This window comes from Streptomyces sp. NPDC042371, from assembly GCF_056437465.1.
The window spans coordinates 91,497-107,496 of record NZ_JBWKAP010000007.1 but is presented as its reverse complement, the minus strand read 5'-3'; the positions used below and the strand labels follow the sequence as shown (position 1 = coordinate 107,496).

Genomic DNA, 16,000 nt, shown 5'->3' with positions numbered 1-16,000 from the left:
GTTGGCGTGCCGGTCGGCCGCCCGGAAGCAGTCCGTTGTTCGCTCCTCGCCGAACGGCCCCCGCGGCCCGTCGTACCGGGCCGACCCCTCGATAGGCTGCCTGGATGAGCATTCTGGATGACGCCCGCCCGGGCATGAACCCCGAGATCCGCCCGCAGGACGACCTCTTCGGTCATGTCAACGGAGTCTGGCTGGACACCGAGAAGATCCCTGAGGACCGCTCCAGCTGGGGGCCCTTCGTACAGCTGGCCGACACCGCGGAAGAGCAGGTCAAGACGATCATCCAGGAGCTGGCCGCGGAGGTGTCGGCCGACCCGGGCGCCGTCTCCGAGGATGCCCGGAAGATCGCCGCGCTGTACGCCTCCTTCATGGACGAGGAGACCATCGCCGCCCGCGGCCTGGCCCCAGCCCAGCCCCTGATCGACGAGGTCGCGGGCTTGCGGGACACCCGGGAGCTCGCCGCCTTCATCGGCCGCTTCGAGCGGATCGGCGGCTCCGGCCTCTTCGGCGCGTACGTCGACTCCGACGACCGCGACTCGGACCGCTACCTCTTCAACATCCTCCAGGGCGGTCTCGGCCTGCCCGACGAGTCGTACTACCGCGAGGAGAAGTTCGCGGAGATCCGCGAGAAGTACGTCACCTACCTCACCGAGCTCCTCACCCTCGGCAAGCACGCGGACCCGGCGGCCGCCGCCCGGACCGTCCTCGCACTGGAGACGAAGCTCGCCGAGGGCCACTGGGAGCGGGCCGAGACCCGCGACGTACTGAAGACCTACAACCTCACCACCCTGGACGAACTCACCGCGCTTGCGCCCGAGTTCGACTGGCGTGGCTACGCCGCCGCGCTCGGCGGCTCGGACGCCACCATCGCGGAGACCTGCGTCCGCCAGCCGTCCTACCTCGCCCACCTCTCCACGGTCCTCGCCGAGGTGCCGATCGAGCAGTGGCGCGACTGGCTGCTGACGCGCGTGCTGCGCTCCTGCGCGCCGTACCTGCCGGACGAGTTCGTGCGGAACAACTTCGAGTTCTACGGCCGCACCCTCAACGGCACCCCGGAGATGCGTGCCCGCTGGAAGCGCGCGGTCGCGTTCGTCGAGGGCTCCATCGGTGAGGCCGTCGGCAAGCAGTACGTCGCGCGGCACTTCCCGCCGGCGTCCAAGGCGAAGATGGACGACCTCGTCGCCAACCTCCTCGAGGCCTACCGCCAGTCGATCGCGCGCCTCGACTGGATGACCGACGAGACGAAGGAACGGGCGTACGAGAAGCTCGCCACCTTCCGCCCCAAGATCGGCTACCCCGACACCTTCCGCGACTACTCCGCCCTCCAGGTCTCGGCCGACGACCTCCTCGGCAACGCCCAGGCGGCGTCCGCCTTCGAGTCCGCCCGTGAGCTGGCGAAGATCGGCGCGCCGGTCGACCGCGACGAGTGGTTCATGCTGCCGCAGACGGTCAACGCGTACTACAACCCGGGCACCAACGAGATCTGCTTCCCCGCGGGAATCCTGCAGAAGCCGTTCTTCTCGCCCGACGCCGACCCGGCGGAGAACTACGGCGGCATCGGCGCGGTCATCGGCCACGAGATCGGCCACGGCTTCGACGACCAGGGCGCGCAGTACGACGGCGCGGGCAACCTCAACGACTGGTGGACCGCCGCCGACAAGACGGCGTTCGAGGGGAAGTCGAAGGCGCTCGTCAAGCAGTACGACGCCTTCTCGCCGCGCAACCTCCCCGGCGAGTTCGTCAACGGCTCGCTCACCGTCGGCGAGAACATCGGCGACCTGGGCGGCCTGACCATCGGGCACACCGCCTACCTCATCGCCCTCGACGGGGCGGCGATGCCCGAGAGCGACGGCACGACCGGTTCGCAGCGGCTCTTCATGAACTGGGCGTACTGCTGGCGGGCCAAGCGCCGCAAGGAGCAGGAGCAGCAGTACCTCACGATCGACCCGCACTCGCCGCCGGAGTTCCGCGCCAACATCGTCCGCAACCTGGACGAGTTCCACGAGGCGTTCGGCACGGTGGAGGGCGACGGGCTGTGGCTCGACCGGTCGGAGCGCGTCCGCATCTGGTGACGCGCGCGCGGCGCCGCGGGGGACGTTCCTCCCGCGGCGCCGGGGCCGTGCCCGTCATCCGGCCCGTCAGGTGAGGAACGCCCCGGTGGACGCCGCGAACGCGGCCGGGTCGTGCAGCCAGGGGAAGTGCCCGGCGCCGGGCTGCACCACGAGCTCGACGTCCGGGAACAGCCCGGCGAGCTCGGTCATCGCGGGCGGCGGAGAGTTCAGGTCGGCCTGCCCTGCGAGCACCAGGACGGGCGCCCCGAGCTTCGCGAGCGCGGCACGCGTGGCCTCCGGGTCGTAGGCACCTTCGGCACCGAAGGCGGCGGCCGCCTCGTCGTTGCGCTGCCCGTCCTCGGCGGCCCGGTGGGCCTGTGCCTCCTCGTCCCAGCGGCCGTACGCGAAGGGCGCGATGGCCTGGAAGGCCTCGGCGGTGGCCCGGCCGTCCACGATCGCCTCCAAGGCGGCGAAGGCGGTGGGGAACCACGGCTCGTCCTGGCGCAGGAGCGCCGCCTCCCGTCGTGCGGAGCCGTCGACCGAGATGCCGAGGGCCATGACGCTCGGCGTGATCAGCGCCAGCCTGCCGACGCGCTCCGGGTGGCGGGCCGCGTAGAGCACCGCGAGGTTGGTGCCGCCGGAGTGCGCCAGCAGATCGAGCACCTCAAGACCCAGGTGCACGCGCAGGGCCTCCACGTCGTCCACGAGCCGGTCGCAGCGGTACGAGGAGCGGTCCTCCGGCACCGCGGAGTCACCGGTGCCGCGGAGATCCAGCATGAGCAGCGGCCGCCGCGTGGCAAGCCCCCCGAGGTCGCCGAGGTATGCGGAGGCCTGCATCGGGCCGCCCGGCAGACACACCACCGGAGGCACGTCGAGGCTGCTCGCGTCGCCCTCTCCTCCGTCCCCGATGAGGTGATAGGCGAGCTCGGTTCCGTCGGGAGCAGTGAAGGTGTGCATGGCCGTGACCTTCTCAGCGGCGCGGGTCCGGAGCAACCGAATTGGGTGCGGGCAGCGGGCGGGCGTCGGCCTGCGCGGCCCCGTCGCCGGTGGCCTGGGCGAGCAGGGCGAGAGCGGCCCGCGACGGCGAGCCCGCCTCCGTGGTGGCGACCACGACGATCGGGCCCCGCCCGCTGCTCATGCTCTGCTGGATGACGGTCAGCGGCCCGACCAGCGGATGCCGCATCTCGTAGTCGGCGCCGGTACAGGCCTTGACCCGGTGGTCGGCCCACATCGAGGCGAACTCGGTGCTCTTCGCGGACAGCTCGCCCAAGAGCGCATGGAGCGACGCGTCCTCCGGGTGCTGGGCCGCCACCACGCGCAGATTGCCGACCACGGCCCTGGCCTTGCTCGGCCAGTCCGCGTACAGGTCACGGACATGGCCGTCGAGGAACACCAGCCGGGCCATGTTGGGACGTTGTGCCGGAAGGTCGGGGGCGTCGAAGTCCAGATGTCCGGCGAACAGGGCATGGCCCGTCCGGTTCCACGCCAGTACGTCGGTGCGCCGCCCGAGCACGATCGCGGGAGCGTCGCCGAGCACGTCCAGGAACTGCCGTGTCGCCTCCGGCACCCGTTCCGGCGCCGGACGGCGGCCCCGGGTGCGCCGCCGGTCGACCCGGGCCACGTCGTGCAGGTACCGCCGCTCGGAATCGTCCAGTCGCAGCGCTCCGGCGATCGCGTCGAGCACTTCGGGTGACGCGCTCAGCGACTGCCCCTGCTCAAGCCGCGTGTAGTAGGAGGTGCTCACCCCCGCCAGCAGTGCCAGTTCCTCGCGCCGAAGCCCCGGCACACGTCGGCGCTCCCCGTAGGTGGGTACCCCGATGTCCGCCGGGCGCAGTTGGGAGCGCCGCGTCTGCAGGAAGTCTCCGAGCTGCGTCTTTCCGTCCATGGTCCGGAGTATGGGCCGCCTCGCGGCACGGAGCCTGACCCAGCTGTGGATAGGCAAGCGCGGGGCTGGTTCCGCGCCCGCGTCCCCGATGAAGTCGGAGGCACCGAACCCGGTACGCCGCGCTCACTCAGGAGACCGCCTTGACCACTGCCAACACGGCCACGACTGCCATCCCTGACAACGAGATCACCCTCGGCGATGTGTCCATCACCCGAGTACGGGAGTACTTCGGCTCCGTCGACATGACGCCCGAAACCTTCTTCCCGGAAAGCTCGAAGGAAGTCTGGGAAGCCGGTGCCGCATGGCTGGCCCCGCATTTCCTGGATCCCGCGACCAACACCGTGAACTCCGCGATCCAGACCTGGCTGCTGCGCAGCGAGGGCAGGACGATCCTCGTCGACACCGGCGTGGGCAACCACAAGGAGCGTCCCTACGCCCCGGTCTGGAGCCACCTCGAAACGGGGTTCCTGGCCGATCTCGCCCGGGCCGGAGTCCGGCCCGAGGACGTGGACATCGTGATCAACACGCATCTCCACGTCGACCACGTGGGCTGGAACACCCGCCTGGACGGCCGACAGTGGGTCCCCACTTTCCCCAACGCCACCTACCTGATGCCCAAGGACGACTTCGACTTCTGGAACCCCGAGAACGGCCATCAGCCGCTCCTCGGCCGCGGCAACCAGAACGTCTTCGAGGACAGTGTGGCCCCCGTCCACCGGGCAGGCCTGACCCGCTTGTGGGAGCACAGCCACCGGATCGACGCGAACCTGCGCCTGGACACGGCTCCCGGGCACACCCCCGGCTCCGCCGTGCTGACCCTCACCTCCGGCACGGACCGCGCGGTGTTCGTCGGCGACATGCTGCACAGCCCGGTCCAGATCCTGGAGCCGGACGCCAACAGCTGCTTCTGCGAGAACCCCGCCGAGGCCCGCGCCACCCGCCGCAAGGTGTTGGGCTGGGCCGCCGACAACAGCGCCCTCGTGATCCCGGCCCACCTGGGCGGCCACGGCGCCACCGAAGTCGTACGCGACGGCAGCACCTTCGCCATCAAGGGCTGGGCGCCCTTCGCCCCGTACGCCGAACAGCGCTGAAGCCCGCGGAAAGGCACGAGAAATGAACCACCACCCCGAACCCGTCGTTGCCACCGCGCAGGGAGCCGTCCGCGGCCTGCGCCGACAGGACGGCACCGCCGCCTTCCTGAACATCCCCTACGCCGCCCCGCCCCGCGGAGCCGACCGGTTCGCCCCGCCCCGGCCGCACGAGCCCTGGGCGGGCGTACGCGACGCCACAGCACCCGGACCCAACGCGCCGCAGTCCGAGCGCAGACTCGGCAGCATCGACATGGCCCCCTACTTCGGCACCGGCTGGAGCCGCGGCGAGGACTACCTCACCGTCGACGTCCGGACGCCCGCCGCCGCGCGGAGCGACCTGCCGGTCATGGTGTTCGTCCACGGCGGCGGGTTCGTCGCCGGTTCGACGCGGTCCGCGATGTACGACGGGTCGGCCTTCGCCCGTGACGGCGTCGTCCTCGTCACGCTCAACTACCGGCTCGGCATCGCCGGTTTTCTCGATCTGCCCGGGGCCCCCGCCAACCGCGGCCTGCTCGACGTGGTCGGCGCGCTGCGCTGGGTCCAGGAGAACATCGCAGGCTTCGGCGGTGACCCGGACAACGTCACGCTCTTCGGTCAGTCGGCCGGTGCCACCATCGTCGGCGGCGTACTCGCCGCCCCCGAGGCCGCCGGACTGTTCCGCAGGGCGATCGTGCAGAGCGGCAGCGGCCTGGGCGCGTTCAGCTCCGAGCAGGCTGCCCGCGTCACTTCTGTGGCCGCCGAGGTCTTGGGCGTCAGACCCCACGTGGACGCCTTCTCCGACATCTCCGACGAACGTCTGGTGGCGGCGGCCTCCAAGCTCGCGGGCATCGACCTGCGGACCGCCACCCACCCCGACCCGCTGATCGGCCTCAGCTCCTTCAGCCTGGTCCTGGACACCCAGCCTGCCGAAGCCGTCGCCACCGGACACGGCTCCGACGTCGACCTGCTCATCGGCACCAACACCGAAGAGGGCCTCCTCTACCTGGTTCCCGTGAACAAATACGCCCACTCCACGGCCAAGGACCTGGACGACATGGCGGCGCGCTCGCACCCGGACCCGGGGCGGCTCGTCGAGACGTACCGCAGGACACGTCCCGAGGCGTCGTACGGCGAACTGCGCTCCGCCGTCATGGGCGACGCGCTGTTCGGCGCGGGCACCCGCGCCCTGGCCGCCGCCCACTCCGCTCACCCCGGCTCCGCGACCTTCGCCTACGAGTTCGCCTGGCGCTCGCACGCCCTGGACGGAGAACTAGGCGCCACACACGCGGTCGAGCTGCCCTTCGTCTTCGATCTCACGCACCTGCCGCAACTGCACGGCCCCGCCGCCCTGCTCGGCCCGGACGAGCCCCCGGCGGATCTCGCGGACCGCATGCACCAGACCTGGATCCGGTTCGCCACCACCGGCGACCCCGGCTGGGATCCGTACGACACCGAGCGCAGGGCCACGATGCGCATCGACGCGGAGTGGACCCAGATCGACGACCCGCGCGGCCAGGAGCGTGAGGCCTGGCGCTGACCTGCCCCCTGCGGAAGGCCTGTCCCGGGACGCGCCCTCAGGCAGGGACGAAGACGTCCTCGTGGGCCCCGTCGAGGATGAACCCGTTGTCGAAGCGGACCCGCACGCTCACGCGCGGCCCCCGTTCCTGGAAGGCGGTCCACGCGGGTTCCAGAGAGCCGACCTTCTCTTCGAGCTGCCTCCTGCTCTCCGTGGGCATCTCGCGCCCGAAGGAGTCGAGCAGCGACTTGAGCCGCTCGTACTCGCGCACGTCGTCGCTCTCGTCCTGGTGGCCGACCACCTGCTCGACGGTCCCGCCGGTGCCCGCCGCCAGGGACAGGAACCCGACGACGACGCCTGCCACCTCGGCCGAATCGCTTAGCCGGGTGTCCTCCGCAAGGACCACCCGCTGGCCTTCCTTCAGAGTCATCGGCTCCTCATCTCCCCTGCGTCCGCGCGGTGCAGGAACGCCTCGACGAGGCGGTCGGTGAAAGCCTCGTCGACGGGTTCCGCCGTCACCAGGACGCGGTGGTAAATCGGTCCCACGAGTTGGTCGATCTCCGCTGCCATGTCGAGTCCGGCGGCGAGCTGGCCGCGTGCCACCGCGCGTTCCAGCGGGAGCCGGTCGCGTCGGCGCTGTTCGTCGAGGTACCCGGAGCGCAGGGCGGCGGCGAACGCGGGATCGTGCTGGGCGTGCCCGATGAGGGCCTTGAAGACGGCGCCCGCGTCGGACCGGGTGAGGAACAGGGCCAGTTGGCGCAGGTGGGCGCGGAGGTCCGGGGCCAGATCGCCGTGGTCCGGCGGGGTCAGGGCCTCGGCCGCGTCCTGGAGGAAGGCGTCCAGGAGGACGTCGGTCTTGGTCTTCCACCAGCGGTAGACGGTCTGCTTGGCGACACCCGCCCGGGCCGCGATGCCCTCGATGGTGACGCCAGTGAAGCCCTTCTCGACCAAGAGGTCGTCGGCCGCCTCAAGGACTGCCTGCCGGGCCTGTTCGCTGCGGCCGTGCCTGTTGCCGTGGTGGCGTGCCGCCGGTTCCGGCCCGGCCGCCGCGGCGGCCGTACTTCCTCGTCCCATGTCTGCCTCCTGGGGCCAGAGTAGGCCAGAACCTCTAGACGCTACGCAACGGTGCGTCTAGCCTAGGCCCATGACAACCACCAACACCCTTGAAGATCCCCGCGTCGTCTCCGCCCTCGACCGGATGTTCCGGAACGCCGAGCGGGACGAGGAGACCAGCAGGCGGATCCGGGCGGCGTGGCCCCAGGGTTCCGCGCCCCTCGGCCTGCAGGAGCAGGCCGACGCCAAGGCGGAGGTGTACATGCCGATTTCCGCCCAGGGCGGCCGCCTCCTCTACAACCTGATCCGGGCCACGCGCCCCGCCACCGTCGTCGAGTTCGGCACGTCCTTCGGCATCTCCACGCTCCATCTCGCCGCCGCGGTGCGCGACAACGGGACGGGGCGGGTGATCAGTACGGAACTGAGCGCCGCCAAGGCCGCGGCCGCCCGCCGGACGTTCACCGAGACGGGCCTCGACGACCTGATCACCGTCCTCGAAGGTGACGCCCGCGAGACCCTCGCCGCAGTCGACGGCTCCGCGGACTTCGTCCTCCTCGACGGCTGGAAGGAGCTGTGCCTGCCCGTCCTGCGACTCCTCGAACCACGCCTCGCGCCGGGCACCCTCGTCGTCGCCGACGACGTCGACCTGGAGGACCTCGCGCCCTACCTCGACTATGTCCGCGACTCCGGGAACGGCTACCAGAGCGTCACGTTCCCCGTGGAGGACGGGATGGAGATCAGCTGCCGCCTCTAGGGGCGGGGCGGGTCCAAAGTCACCAGCACCGAGCAGACCGGCTCGCTGGGCGTCGTCACCCTCAACTGCGCCCGGCTCGGCCACCTGCACGCCGACGACGAGAGCGGCCTCTACCCGTACACCAAGCGCTACCTCGAAACCCTGCGCAACCACTTCTCGACGATCGGCGTGAACGGGATCAACGAGATGATCCGGAACTTCACGCACGACGCCCACGACATCACCACCCTGCGCAGCCTCCGTCTCCTGCGGGAGTCAGATGTCGCGCACCAGCTGCGGACGACCGTCGACCCCGGGCTCCTCGACCGGGACGACGTCGCGGAGCTGCCGGAGTGGCTGGCGGGGGAGGGGCTGTCGGGGCACGTCTGGCAGCGGGCCCGGCCCGTCTGACGTGCGCGAACGCCGCCGCACCCGCCGCGGAGGCAGCGGTTCACTGGTGAGTCACCGGACGGTAACTGGTCTGGCCTCGTTACCTCACCAAGGGCATCTAGCGTCACGGGAGTTGATGCCGGGCGGCACGCACCGTAGGCCCGGCCATAGGCAAGGATCCGGAACCCCGTGAGACGTACCCCCTTCGTGATCACCGCGGCGTCCCTGGCGCTGCTGCTCCCGGCCGCCGCCCACGCGACCGCCCCGACGGCCGGGGCGGCGGCCCGCCCCGCCCAGGCCACCCCGGCACACGCCACCCCCGCACCGCCCACCCTCAGCAGCCCCGGCGGCCGCTACGAACGCCCCGTCTCCCTGACCCTGCGGGCCGCACGCGGCACCACGGTCCGCTACACCCTGGACGGCACCACACCCACGCGCGCGGACCGCGCCTTCGTGCCGGGCCGTCCGCTGCGCCTCACGAAGGACACCAACGTCACCGCCGTCGCGTTCCGTGGCGGCCGGGCGAGCATCCCGGTGTCGGCCGGGTACCTCGTCAAGAGCAGGGAGAAGCCCCTCGCGCGGCTCGTCGTCATGTCCGACGTGCACATCGGGGACCACGAGAAGAACGACAAGAAGTACGAGAGCTTCTTCGACACCATCGGGTCGGTCTTCCCCGAGCCCGACGCGATCCTCTCCAACGGCGACATGATCAACGACAACGGCGACGGCCGCGGCGCCGACCACCGCATCGTCTCCGAGATCTTCCGCGCCAACCTCAAGCGCAAGGGCATGGACGACACACAGGTCCTGCTCTCCAACGGCAACCACGACGCGAGCCTCGCCGACATCCGCGCCCACTACCCGCGCGCCTGGTTCCCCGACTCGGGCGGCGGCTACTACGAGTCGACGGTGCGGGGCCTGCACCTGTTCACCGTGAACACGGAGACGTACGACTCGGACCCCGCACAGCGCGCCTGGCTCAAGAAGCGGCTCGCCGAGATCACCGCGGCCCCGGCGAACACCCGCACGCCGATCCTCGTGCAGGGCCACCGCCCCGCCCCCGGCACCGCGATGGACGGCCAGCAGGCCTCGAACCCCCAGCTCACCAAGGACCTCGGCGCCCACCCGCAGGTGATCTACTTCTCCGGCCACTCCCACCTGAACATCAACGACGAGCGCTCCGTCCACCAGCGGGACTTCACCGCAGTCAACGACGGCTCGATGTCGTACGTCGAGATGGACCACGGCTATCAGGCGATCACGGAGACGGGCCTGGCGGACCGCTTCGAGGCGCCGACCGCGCAGGCCCTGTTCGTCGAGGTGTACCGCGACCGCACGGAGATCGCGCGCATCAACATGGCTGCCGACAAGCACGACATCTACACCGGCGGAAAGTGGTCCGCCGACTGGCAGCCCCCGTACGCCAGCGCGGGCACGCTCAGCGGACCGGCGTGGACCGTACGCCTCAAGGGGAACAGCCCGCAGCAGATCAAGGACGCCTTCACCTACACCGACGCCCGACGCAACACGACCGCGCCCAGGTTCACGGACCGCCGCCCGCTCGCCGTCGTCGAACGCGGCCGGGCCCTGCGTGTCCAGCAGGCGCGCGACGACCAGATGGTGCACCACTACCGCGTCGACGTCGAGAACACGGCGACCGGCGCGAAGCTGCTCTCGTCGAAGGTCCTTTCCGAGTACTACTTCATGCCGCGCCCCAACTCCCTGGACATCCCACTGCCCGCCCTGAAGAAGGGCGCACGCTACGTGGCGAAGGTGCGTGCGGTGGACGCGCAGGGGAACGCCTCGCGGGAGACGACGCTGAGGTTCGCGGGCTGACCCTCTGACGGGAAAACCGGATGCGCCGCGAGTCCGGTCCGCTGCACAATGCCCGCCGGGCCGCCGAAAGGGGGCGACGTGGACGGTGCGAATTCCCGGGCGGAGACGCCGGGGTGCGTGATCATCACCGGCGTACCGGCGGCAGGCAAGTCGCCCGGTGAGCAGCCCCGGACCGGAGGCGGACCGGCAGGCGCGGCTCTGCGCCCGCAACATCTGCGCCCTCGCGCGCAACTTCGCGGACGAGGGGTTCGTCCCGGTCGTCGACACCGTCGTCGCCGACCGGGCGGCGCTGGACTTCATACTGGCCGAGCTGAGCCCGCTGCCGGTCCTCTTCGTGGTCCTGGTGCCGCCGCTAGACGTGTGCCACCGGCGTGACGCCGAGCGCGCGGCGCGGCAGCGCGTCGGCATCGACTTCGGTCCGCTGCGCCGCGCCATGCTGGACGAACTGGGCGACGCGGGATGGTGGTTGGACAACGCAGGGCTGACATCCGACGAGACCGCCGACGCGATCGTCCGGCGCCTGGGTCCATCGACCCCCATGCCCTGGGGTGTGGGGTCCTGAAGAGTCCTGCGCGTTGATCGTTACCATTTATCAGATGGGCGTAAACAAGCAGGAATCGGGCGTTCAGGCCGGGGTGTCCGAGGGGCAGGTGGCCGATGCCAAGGAGAGGGCGGCGCGTCTGCTGCTGGCGTTCCGGCACGGGAACCAACTCGCGTACGACACCCTGGTCGAGGAGTTCTGCGCCGACGAGCCGACCACCGATCTGATCTCGGCGCTGTGCTGGATCGCCAACGAAGGCGTGCGCAAGGCGTATCTGCCCGAGGCGGGGGACCGGGTGCTGCGGCACATGGCGCGCCGGGCCGACCCGGGCGACCGGTCCGTGCTCACCGAGGAGGGCGCGGGTCCTGACGCGGGACGGCTGCTGGAGGCCATCGCGGCGCAGGACGTCACGGCCGTCCAGGAGATCGTGCGCAGAACGCCGGACACCACGTTCCTGCTGGGCAAGTTCGTGCTTGCCTTCGCGATGGTGCTGCCGGAGGTCCCGGAACCGGTGCTGCGCGAGGTGGTCGAGGAGTTGCGCGGGGAGTGACGCGGCAGCGGCGGCCCGGCGCCCGCGCCCCGAACGAGGCGGAAAACGCGATGCGGGCCGGGTGGCACCCGGCCCGCATCGCGCGATGACTCGGAAGAGTCAGTGGTTGTTCACGCCGTTGCCCGACAGGGCAGGGATGTCGCTGACGAGGTGCGACAGCGGCTCGTCGCCCTTGGCCTGCGTCGAGTTCTCGACACACTGCTGGTTCTGCGGCGCCGAGAGGACCGGGATGTCCTGGACCGCGATCGGCACGACCCCGACCAGGGAGCCCACGTTCGCCTTCACGGGAATGCCGGCGCAGAGCTTGTTCAGCGAGCCGTCGACCAGACGCGCCTGCGGGCTGAGGTCCCCGTGGGTGGAGCTGTTGCCGAACGCCTGGTCGGCGCCGTTGCCGCTGAGCGAGGTGGTGCCGGTGTCGTCGCCGATGGCGGCGGCCGCTCCGGCGCTGCCGGCCAGTGCGGCGGCGGCGAGGCTCAGGGCGAGGGGGAGATTACGGGTACGCATGTCACTCCAGTACGGAACGTCAGTTGCCAGAAAGGGCAGGGCCCAGTACATCCGGCAATGCCCGGAATCCGAAACTTATTCACCCATTGGCGGAGTGTCGGCGTTGCGAGGCTGACGCGGAGCCGCCCTCGTCGGGCGCCGCGAGCGGTACCCCGAGGGGCCGGGCCAGGCCGACGATCCCCTCGTCGAGCCGCTGCAGGTGCCGCAGCACGCGGAACGCCACCGAGCCGGTCCGCAGCACTTCGTGGCGGCCGCTGTCCAGCATCGAGGCGATGCTGGATCCGGACTCGATGACCCCGTCGGGCTCCTCGTCGCGCACCTGCGCCGCGATCAGGTCGATGTTGTGCGTGATCCGCCGCCCGGCGAGCGCGAGGCGCGCGTCGGCCGCGACGCTCTTGCTGGAGGGCACCAACTCGGCCGTCGCCGCCAGGGAACGCGCGTGATAGGCGCAGGTCTCCAGGAGCGCCACGATGTAGCGGGCCGTCTGCCTGCGGGCCCGCAGCGGGGCGATCGGGTGGGTCAACGGCTTCGTGGAGCTGCGCAGATCGTCGAGCGCGGTGTCCAAGTCGCGCGCCAGGTCCACGAGGTCGACCGCGGGGCCGCCACTCAGCTGGGACACCGCGGCCGACACGACGTCCCGCAGCCGTGCGAGGACCGTGCCGAGCTCCTCGTCGGTCCGGTGCGAGGTCCGCACCGGAAGCACCAGGACCGCCGCGATGATCCCGCAGGCCGCGCCGAGCGCCGTCTCCTCGATCCGCAGCACCAGGACGTCGAGGCTGTAGGTGTTGAGCAGGGTGTAGAGCAGGCCCAGCATCGCCGTGACGAAGAACGACATCATCGCGTACGAGAGGGGCGCGGTGAAGAACATGCCGAAGACGCAGAGCACGACGAGGGCGAACGCGGCCCAGGTGTGGTTGCCCACGGCCCCGGCCAGCGCCACCCCGGCCACCACGCCGAGCACCGTGCCGAGTAGACGGCGGTAGCCCTTGACCATGATCTCGCCCGTGGACGCGGTGTTGAGGAACACCACCCAGCAGGTCAGCACCGCCCAGTACCACCGCTGCGTGGACAGGAACTCGCCGCCGACGATGGCCAGCGCCGAGCCGACCGAGACCTGCACGGCCGCCCGGGTGGTGGGCCGCCGCAGCCCGGTCTGCTCCTCCTCCGCCTCCGCGGCCTCGCCGGAGATCGAGATCTCCTCCGCCTCGAACTCCTCACGGGACCGCATGGCTTCCGGGCTGTCGTACTCCTCGTCCCGCGCCCCGTCGACCGCAAGACGCAGGCCCAGAATGGCGCGCGCCGCCTCGCCGATCGCGCGGAAGCAGTCCTGGACCGCCGGGGAGCCCTGCGGCAGGCCCTGCTCCTCGCGGTAGCCGAGCAGCCTGTTGCGTACGTACGGGAGTGCCGTGCCCCGGTCGTCGGGCACCAGGCGCACCACGAGCAGGTGCAGGGCCCGCAGATCCCTGCGCAGGGCGGTGCCCGCGTCCTGCCCGATCCGGCCGCGCCGCGAGAGCGCGACGGGGGCGCTCGGCAGGTGCAGGGTGAGCGTCTCCACGCGCTCCGCGCTGCGGGCGTTGAGGAGCAGGACGCCGAGGCGCTCCGCGGCGATCTCCGCGTCGGCCACCCTGCGTTGCAGCAGCGCCGCCGCTGCCGCGTCGCGGGTGCCCTCCTCGAGGCGGCCCTGGATCATCAGCGCGGCCTCGTGCAGCCGGGCGGTGCTGCGCCGCAGGTCGTCCAGGACCTTCTCCGGGGCTTCGGCGGATCCGGTGTCCGTGTCGAGGAGTTCGATCTGGTGGGCGATGAGCTGGGCGAGCCGGGCGCGGAACGCCTCGCGCAGCCGCGCCAGGGTGCGCTCGGGCGTCTCCGGTACCACGGCGAACCGCACGACCGCGCTGCACGCGAAGGCGACGGTCAGGGTCAGACAGAGCTTGGGCAGCGCCGACGCGGACGCGCCGACGAAGAGCGAGACGAAGTAGACCTGGAAGCCGATGAGTCCGAGCGCGGTGCCGCGGTCGCCGAACCTGCGGCAGTACACGGCCCCGAAGATCAGGAGGATGAAGAAGACGTCCCCGCCCACCACGCGGGAGTTGAGCAGCGCCCCCAGCGACATGGCCGCAAGGGCGACCGGCAGGCCGAGCGCCAGAGTGATCGCCTGGCCCCGCACCTCCTTCTCCTGGATCGCGAACGTGGAGACCATCGCCGTCATCGCGCCCGCGACGAGATGGGTCACCGACGTCCCGAGCGGCGCGAGCACGGCGAGCGCGAGGAGGATCGCCCCGACCGTGCGCAGTCCCGCCATGAGCCGCAGGAGCCCGGGGTCGGACGCCGAGAAACGGTCCCAGATGCCCTTCGCTGTCCGTCGTACCGCTGCCATCGTGATGCCCGTACTCCCCGTCGCTCTCTCGGTGCCTCCCGGCGTGCCCCAGCATCGCACGAGGTCGTTTCGGGAGGTCAAGGCCGGTGGGGCGGGCTGGCGACGGGGAGTTGCCGAGCGTCGAGTAGGGTTTCGCTCCCGCACTCGAGGAGGCACCGTGTCGCCGCTGGACCGCACGTCGCACAGGAGCCGGGCATGACGGCGCGCGTGGCGGTGGGTGACACCGTCGAGGACTTCACGCTGCCTGACGAGACCGGCACCGAACGCAAGCTCTCCGAACTCCTCAAGGACGGCCCGGTGGTGCTGTTCTTCTACCCGGCGGCTCTGACACCCGCCTGCACGGCCGAGGCCTGCCACTTCCGCGACCTCGCCGCCGAGTTCGACGCGGCGGGCGCGCGGCCCGTGGGGATCAGCGGCGACGGGGTCGAGCGGCAGCGGGAGTTCACCGAGCGCCACACCCTCGGGTTCCCGCTGCTCGCGGATCCCGAGGGCGTGGTGCGCGGCAGGTTCGGTGTGGCGCGCGGCTTCTCGCTCGCGCCCACCAAGCGGGTCACGTTCGTCATCGGCAAGGACCGCACCGTCGCCGAGGTGGTCCGCAGCGAACTGCGGATGAGCGCACACGCCGACCGCGCGCTGGCGGCCGTCCGCCGCCTGGCGGCGGGCTGAGTCACCGCGAGGCGTCGAGCCAGTCCTTGTAGTGGGTGGGCGCGAGGCGCGCGTCCGGCCCGCCGATGAGTACGTCGCCCTCGACGGCGGCGAACATGCCCGCCCTCTCGTCGGTGACGACGCCGCGCCCGTCCTGCCGGGCCGACAGCGTCAAGCGGCCCAGCTCGTCCAGACGGAAGACCTCGGGCCCCGCGACGTCCAGCGTGCCGTTCAGCGGCGCGCCGGTGGCGACGTCGGCGAGCGCCGCGACCACATCGGCCGTCGCCATGGGCTGGATGTGCGTGGCGGGCAGCCGGACGGTGCTGTCGTCGGACGTCCACGACATGACCGCGTCCATGAACTCGTAGAACTGCGTGGCGCGCACGATCGAGTACGGGGTGGGGCCCTGGCGCAGCAGGTCCTCCTGGAGCGTCTTGGCGCGGTAGTAGTCCAGTTGCGGCACCTGGTCGACGCCGACGATGGAGAGGATGACCTGGTGGCGCACGCCCGCGCGCTCTCCCGCGGCCAGCAGGTGCCCGGAGGTCGTCCGGAAGAACTCCGGTGAGGCTTCGTCGAACGTGGGGGAGTTCGTCACGTTGACGACCGTGTCCGCGCCGTCGAGCGCCTGGTCGAGCCCCGCGCCGGTGAGCAGGTCGACGCCGGTCGACAGGGACGAGGCGACCACCTCGTGGCCCGCCTCGCGGAGCCTGGAGACGAGCTGCGAACCGATCAGTCCGGTGCCGCCGATGACCGTGATCTTCATGATCGAGCCCTTCAGTCCCGACCGAGTGCCGCTGCCGTGGGCCTGGTGCCACGGGCGTGCAAACTCGGATATCTGATGTCCGAGATGAT

Annotated in this window: 16 protein-coding genes; 9 read left to right on the top strand and 7 right to left on the bottom strand. The window is 71.2% G+C overall.

Annotation, left to right across the window (positions count from 1 at the left end):
- Positions 1-104: 104 nt before the first annotated feature.
- Positions 105-2,072, top strand: coding sequence for a M13 family metallopeptidase (locus tag AC068B_RS22115; RefSeq protein WP_478673385.1), 1,968 nt, complete (start codon positions 105-107; stop codon positions 2,070-2,072).
- Positions 2,073-2,138: 66 nt separating this feature from the next.
- Here AC068B_RS22115 and AC068B_RS22110 read toward each other — a convergent pair whose 3' ends face one another.
- The gene (locus tag AC068B_RS22110) at positions 2,139-3,008 is read right to left on the bottom strand and encodes an alpha/beta fold hydrolase (protein ID WP_478673384.1); all 870 of its coding nucleotides are present in this window, start codon (positions 3,006-3,008) and stop codon (positions 2,139-2,141) included.
- Positions 3,009-3,021: 13 nt separating this feature from the next.
- Complete coding sequence (locus tag AC068B_RS22105; RefSeq protein ID WP_478673383.1) at positions 3,022-3,936, bottom strand: helix-turn-helix domain-containing protein; 915 nt, start codon at positions 3,934-3,936, stop codon at positions 3,022-3,024.
- Positions 3,937-4,076: 140 nt separating this feature from the next.
- Between AC068B_RS22105 and AC068B_RS22100 the strand changes: the two genes are divergently transcribed.
- Both AC068B_RS22100 and AC068B_RS22095 read left to right on the top strand, forming a co-directional pair.
- Positions 4,077-5,027, top strand: coding sequence for an MBL fold metallo-hydrolase (locus AC068B_RS22100; RefSeq protein WP_478673382.1), 951 nt, complete (start codon positions 4,077-4,079; stop codon positions 5,025-5,027).
- Positions 5,028-5,049: 22 nt separating this feature from the next.
- The gene (locus AC068B_RS22095; RefSeq protein ID WP_478673381.1) at positions 5,050-6,543 is read left to right on the top strand and encodes a carboxylesterase/lipase family protein; all 1,494 of its coding nucleotides are present in this window, start codon (positions 5,050-5,052) and stop codon (positions 6,541-6,543) included.
- 37 nt (positions 6,544-6,580) lie between these two features.
- Here AC068B_RS22095 and AC068B_RS22090 read toward each other — a convergent pair whose 3' ends face one another.
- Together AC068B_RS22090 and AC068B_RS22085 are read right to left on the bottom strand one after the other, a co-directional pair.
- Entirely contained in the window at positions 6,581-6,952 is a 372-nt protein-coding gene (locus AC068B_RS22090) for a hypothetical protein (RefSeq protein WP_356255714.1), read from the bottom strand.
- A complete protein-coding gene (locus AC068B_RS22085) occupies positions 6,949-7,596 on the bottom strand; it encodes a TetR/AcrR family transcriptional regulator (protein ID WP_478673380.1) in 648 nt (215 codons plus the stop codon). The genes AC068B_RS22090 and AC068B_RS22085 overlap by 4 nt, the downstream gene beginning before the upstream one ends.
- 70 nt (positions 7,597-7,666) lie before the next feature.
- On the opposite strand from AC068B_RS22085, the gene AC068B_RS22080 reads away from it, so the two are divergent.
- The 5 genes from AC068B_RS22080 (at position 7,667) to AC068B_RS22060 (ending at position 11,625) form a co-directional block, all read left to right on the top strand.
- Positions 7,667-8,329, top strand: a complete 663-nt coding sequence (locus AC068B_RS22080) for an O-methyltransferase (RefSeq protein WP_478673379.1) — start codon at positions 7,667-7,669, stop codon at positions 8,327-8,329.
- 168 nt (positions 8,330-8,497) lie between these two features.
- Positions 8,498-8,719, top strand: a complete 222-nt coding sequence (locus AC068B_RS22075) for a hypothetical protein (protein WP_478673378.1) — start codon at positions 8,498-8,500, stop codon at positions 8,717-8,719.
- Between the two features lie 168 nt (positions 8,720-8,887).
- Positions 8,888-10,534 carry a metallophosphoesterase gene (locus AC068B_RS22070; RefSeq protein ID WP_478673377.1) on the top strand — a complete coding sequence of 549 codons (1,647 nt, stop codon included), beginning with the start codon at positions 8,888-8,890 and terminating at the stop codon, positions 10,532-10,534.
- 157 nt (positions 10,535-10,691) lie between these two features.
- Positions 10,692-11,096 (top strand): P-loop NTPase family protein, encoded by a 405-nt coding sequence (locus AC068B_RS22065; RefSeq protein ID WP_478673376.1) that lies wholly within the window; start codon positions 10,692-10,694, stop codon positions 11,094-11,096.
- Positions 11,097-11,130: 34 nt separating this feature from the next.
- Positions 11,131-11,625, top strand: coding sequence for a hypothetical protein (locus tag AC068B_RS22060; protein ID WP_478673375.1), 495 nt, complete (start codon positions 11,131-11,133; stop codon positions 11,623-11,625).
- Positions 11,626-11,724: 99 nt separating this feature from the next.
- Here AC068B_RS22060 and AC068B_RS22055 read toward each other — a convergent pair whose 3' ends face one another.
- The gene (locus tag AC068B_RS22055) at positions 11,725-12,129 is read right to left on the bottom strand and encodes a rodlin (RefSeq protein WP_359357967.1); all 405 of its coding nucleotides are present in this window, start codon (positions 12,127-12,129) and stop codon (positions 11,725-11,727) included.
- Positions 12,130-12,208: 79 nt separating this feature from the next.
- On the bottom strand, positions 12,209-14,503 hold the full coding sequence (locus tag AC068B_RS22050) for an FUSC family protein (protein WP_478673374.1): 2,295 nt from the start codon (positions 14,501-14,503) through the stop codon (positions 12,209-12,211).
- Between the two features lie 195 nt (positions 14,504-14,698).
- Here AC068B_RS22050 and AC068B_RS22045 point away from each other — a divergent pair, with 195 nt between their 5' ends.
- Positions 14,699-15,169 carry a peroxiredoxin gene (locus tag AC068B_RS22045; RefSeq protein ID WP_478673373.1) on the top strand — a complete coding sequence of 157 codons (471 nt, stop codon included), beginning with the start codon at positions 14,699-14,701 and terminating at the stop codon, positions 15,167-15,169.
- Position 15,170: 1 nt separating this feature from the next.
- Here AC068B_RS22045 and AC068B_RS22040 read toward each other — a convergent pair whose 3' ends face one another.
- Entirely contained in the window at positions 15,171-15,911 is a 741-nt protein-coding gene (locus AC068B_RS22040) for an SDR family oxidoreductase (RefSeq protein WP_478673372.1), read from the bottom strand.
- Positions 15,912-16,000 lie beyond the last annotated feature (89 nt).

What these genes read in the sequence shown, in the direction of transcription:
- AC068B_RS22115 (WP_478673385.1), top strand. Translation starts at nt 105, where the DNA reads ATGAGCATTCTGGATGACGCCCGCCCGGGCATGAACCCCGAGATCCGC.
- AC068B_RS22110 (WP_478673384.1), bottom strand. Translation starts at nt 3,008, where the DNA reads ATGCACACCTTCACTGCTCCCGACGGAACCGAGCTCGCCTATCACCTC.
- AC068B_RS22105 (WP_478673383.1), bottom strand. Translation starts at nt 3,936, where the DNA reads ATGGACGGAAAGACGCAGCTCGGAGACTTCCTGCAGACGCGGCGCTCC.
- AC068B_RS22095 (WP_478673381.1), top strand. Translation starts at nt 5,050, where the DNA reads ATGAACCACCACCCCGAACCCGTCGTTGCCACCGCGCAGGGAGCCGTC.
- AC068B_RS22090 (WP_356255714.1), bottom strand. Translation starts at nt 6,952, where the DNA reads ATGACTCTGAAGGAAGGCCAGCGGGTGGTCCTTGCGGAGGACACCCGG.
- AC068B_RS22085 (WP_478673380.1), bottom strand. Translation starts at nt 7,596, where the DNA reads ATGGGACGAGGAAGTACGGCCGCCGCGGCGGCCGGGCCGGAACCGGCG.
- AC068B_RS22080 (WP_478673379.1), top strand. Translation starts at nt 7,667, where the DNA reads ATGACAACCACCAACACCCTTGAAGATCCCCGCGTCGTCTCCGCCCTC.
- AC068B_RS22060 (WP_478673375.1), top strand. Translation starts at nt 11,131, where the DNA reads ATGGGCGTAAACAAGCAGGAATCGGGCGTTCAGGCCGGGGTGTCCGAG.
- AC068B_RS22055 (WP_359357967.1), bottom strand. Translation starts at nt 12,129, where the DNA reads ATGCGTACCCGTAATCTCCCCCTCGCCCTGAGCCTCGCCGCCGCCGCA.
- AC068B_RS22050 (WP_478673374.1), bottom strand. Translation starts at nt 14,503, where the DNA reads ATGGCAGCGGTACGACGGACAGCGAAGGGCATCTGGGACCGTTTCTCG.
- AC068B_RS22045 (WP_478673373.1), top strand. Translation starts at nt 14,699, where the DNA reads ATGACGGCGCGCGTGGCGGTGGGTGACACCGTCGAGGACTTCACGCTG.
- AC068B_RS22040 (WP_478673372.1), bottom strand. Translation starts at nt 15,911, where the DNA reads ATGAAGATCACGGTCATCGGCGGCACCGGACTGATCGGTTCGCAGCTC.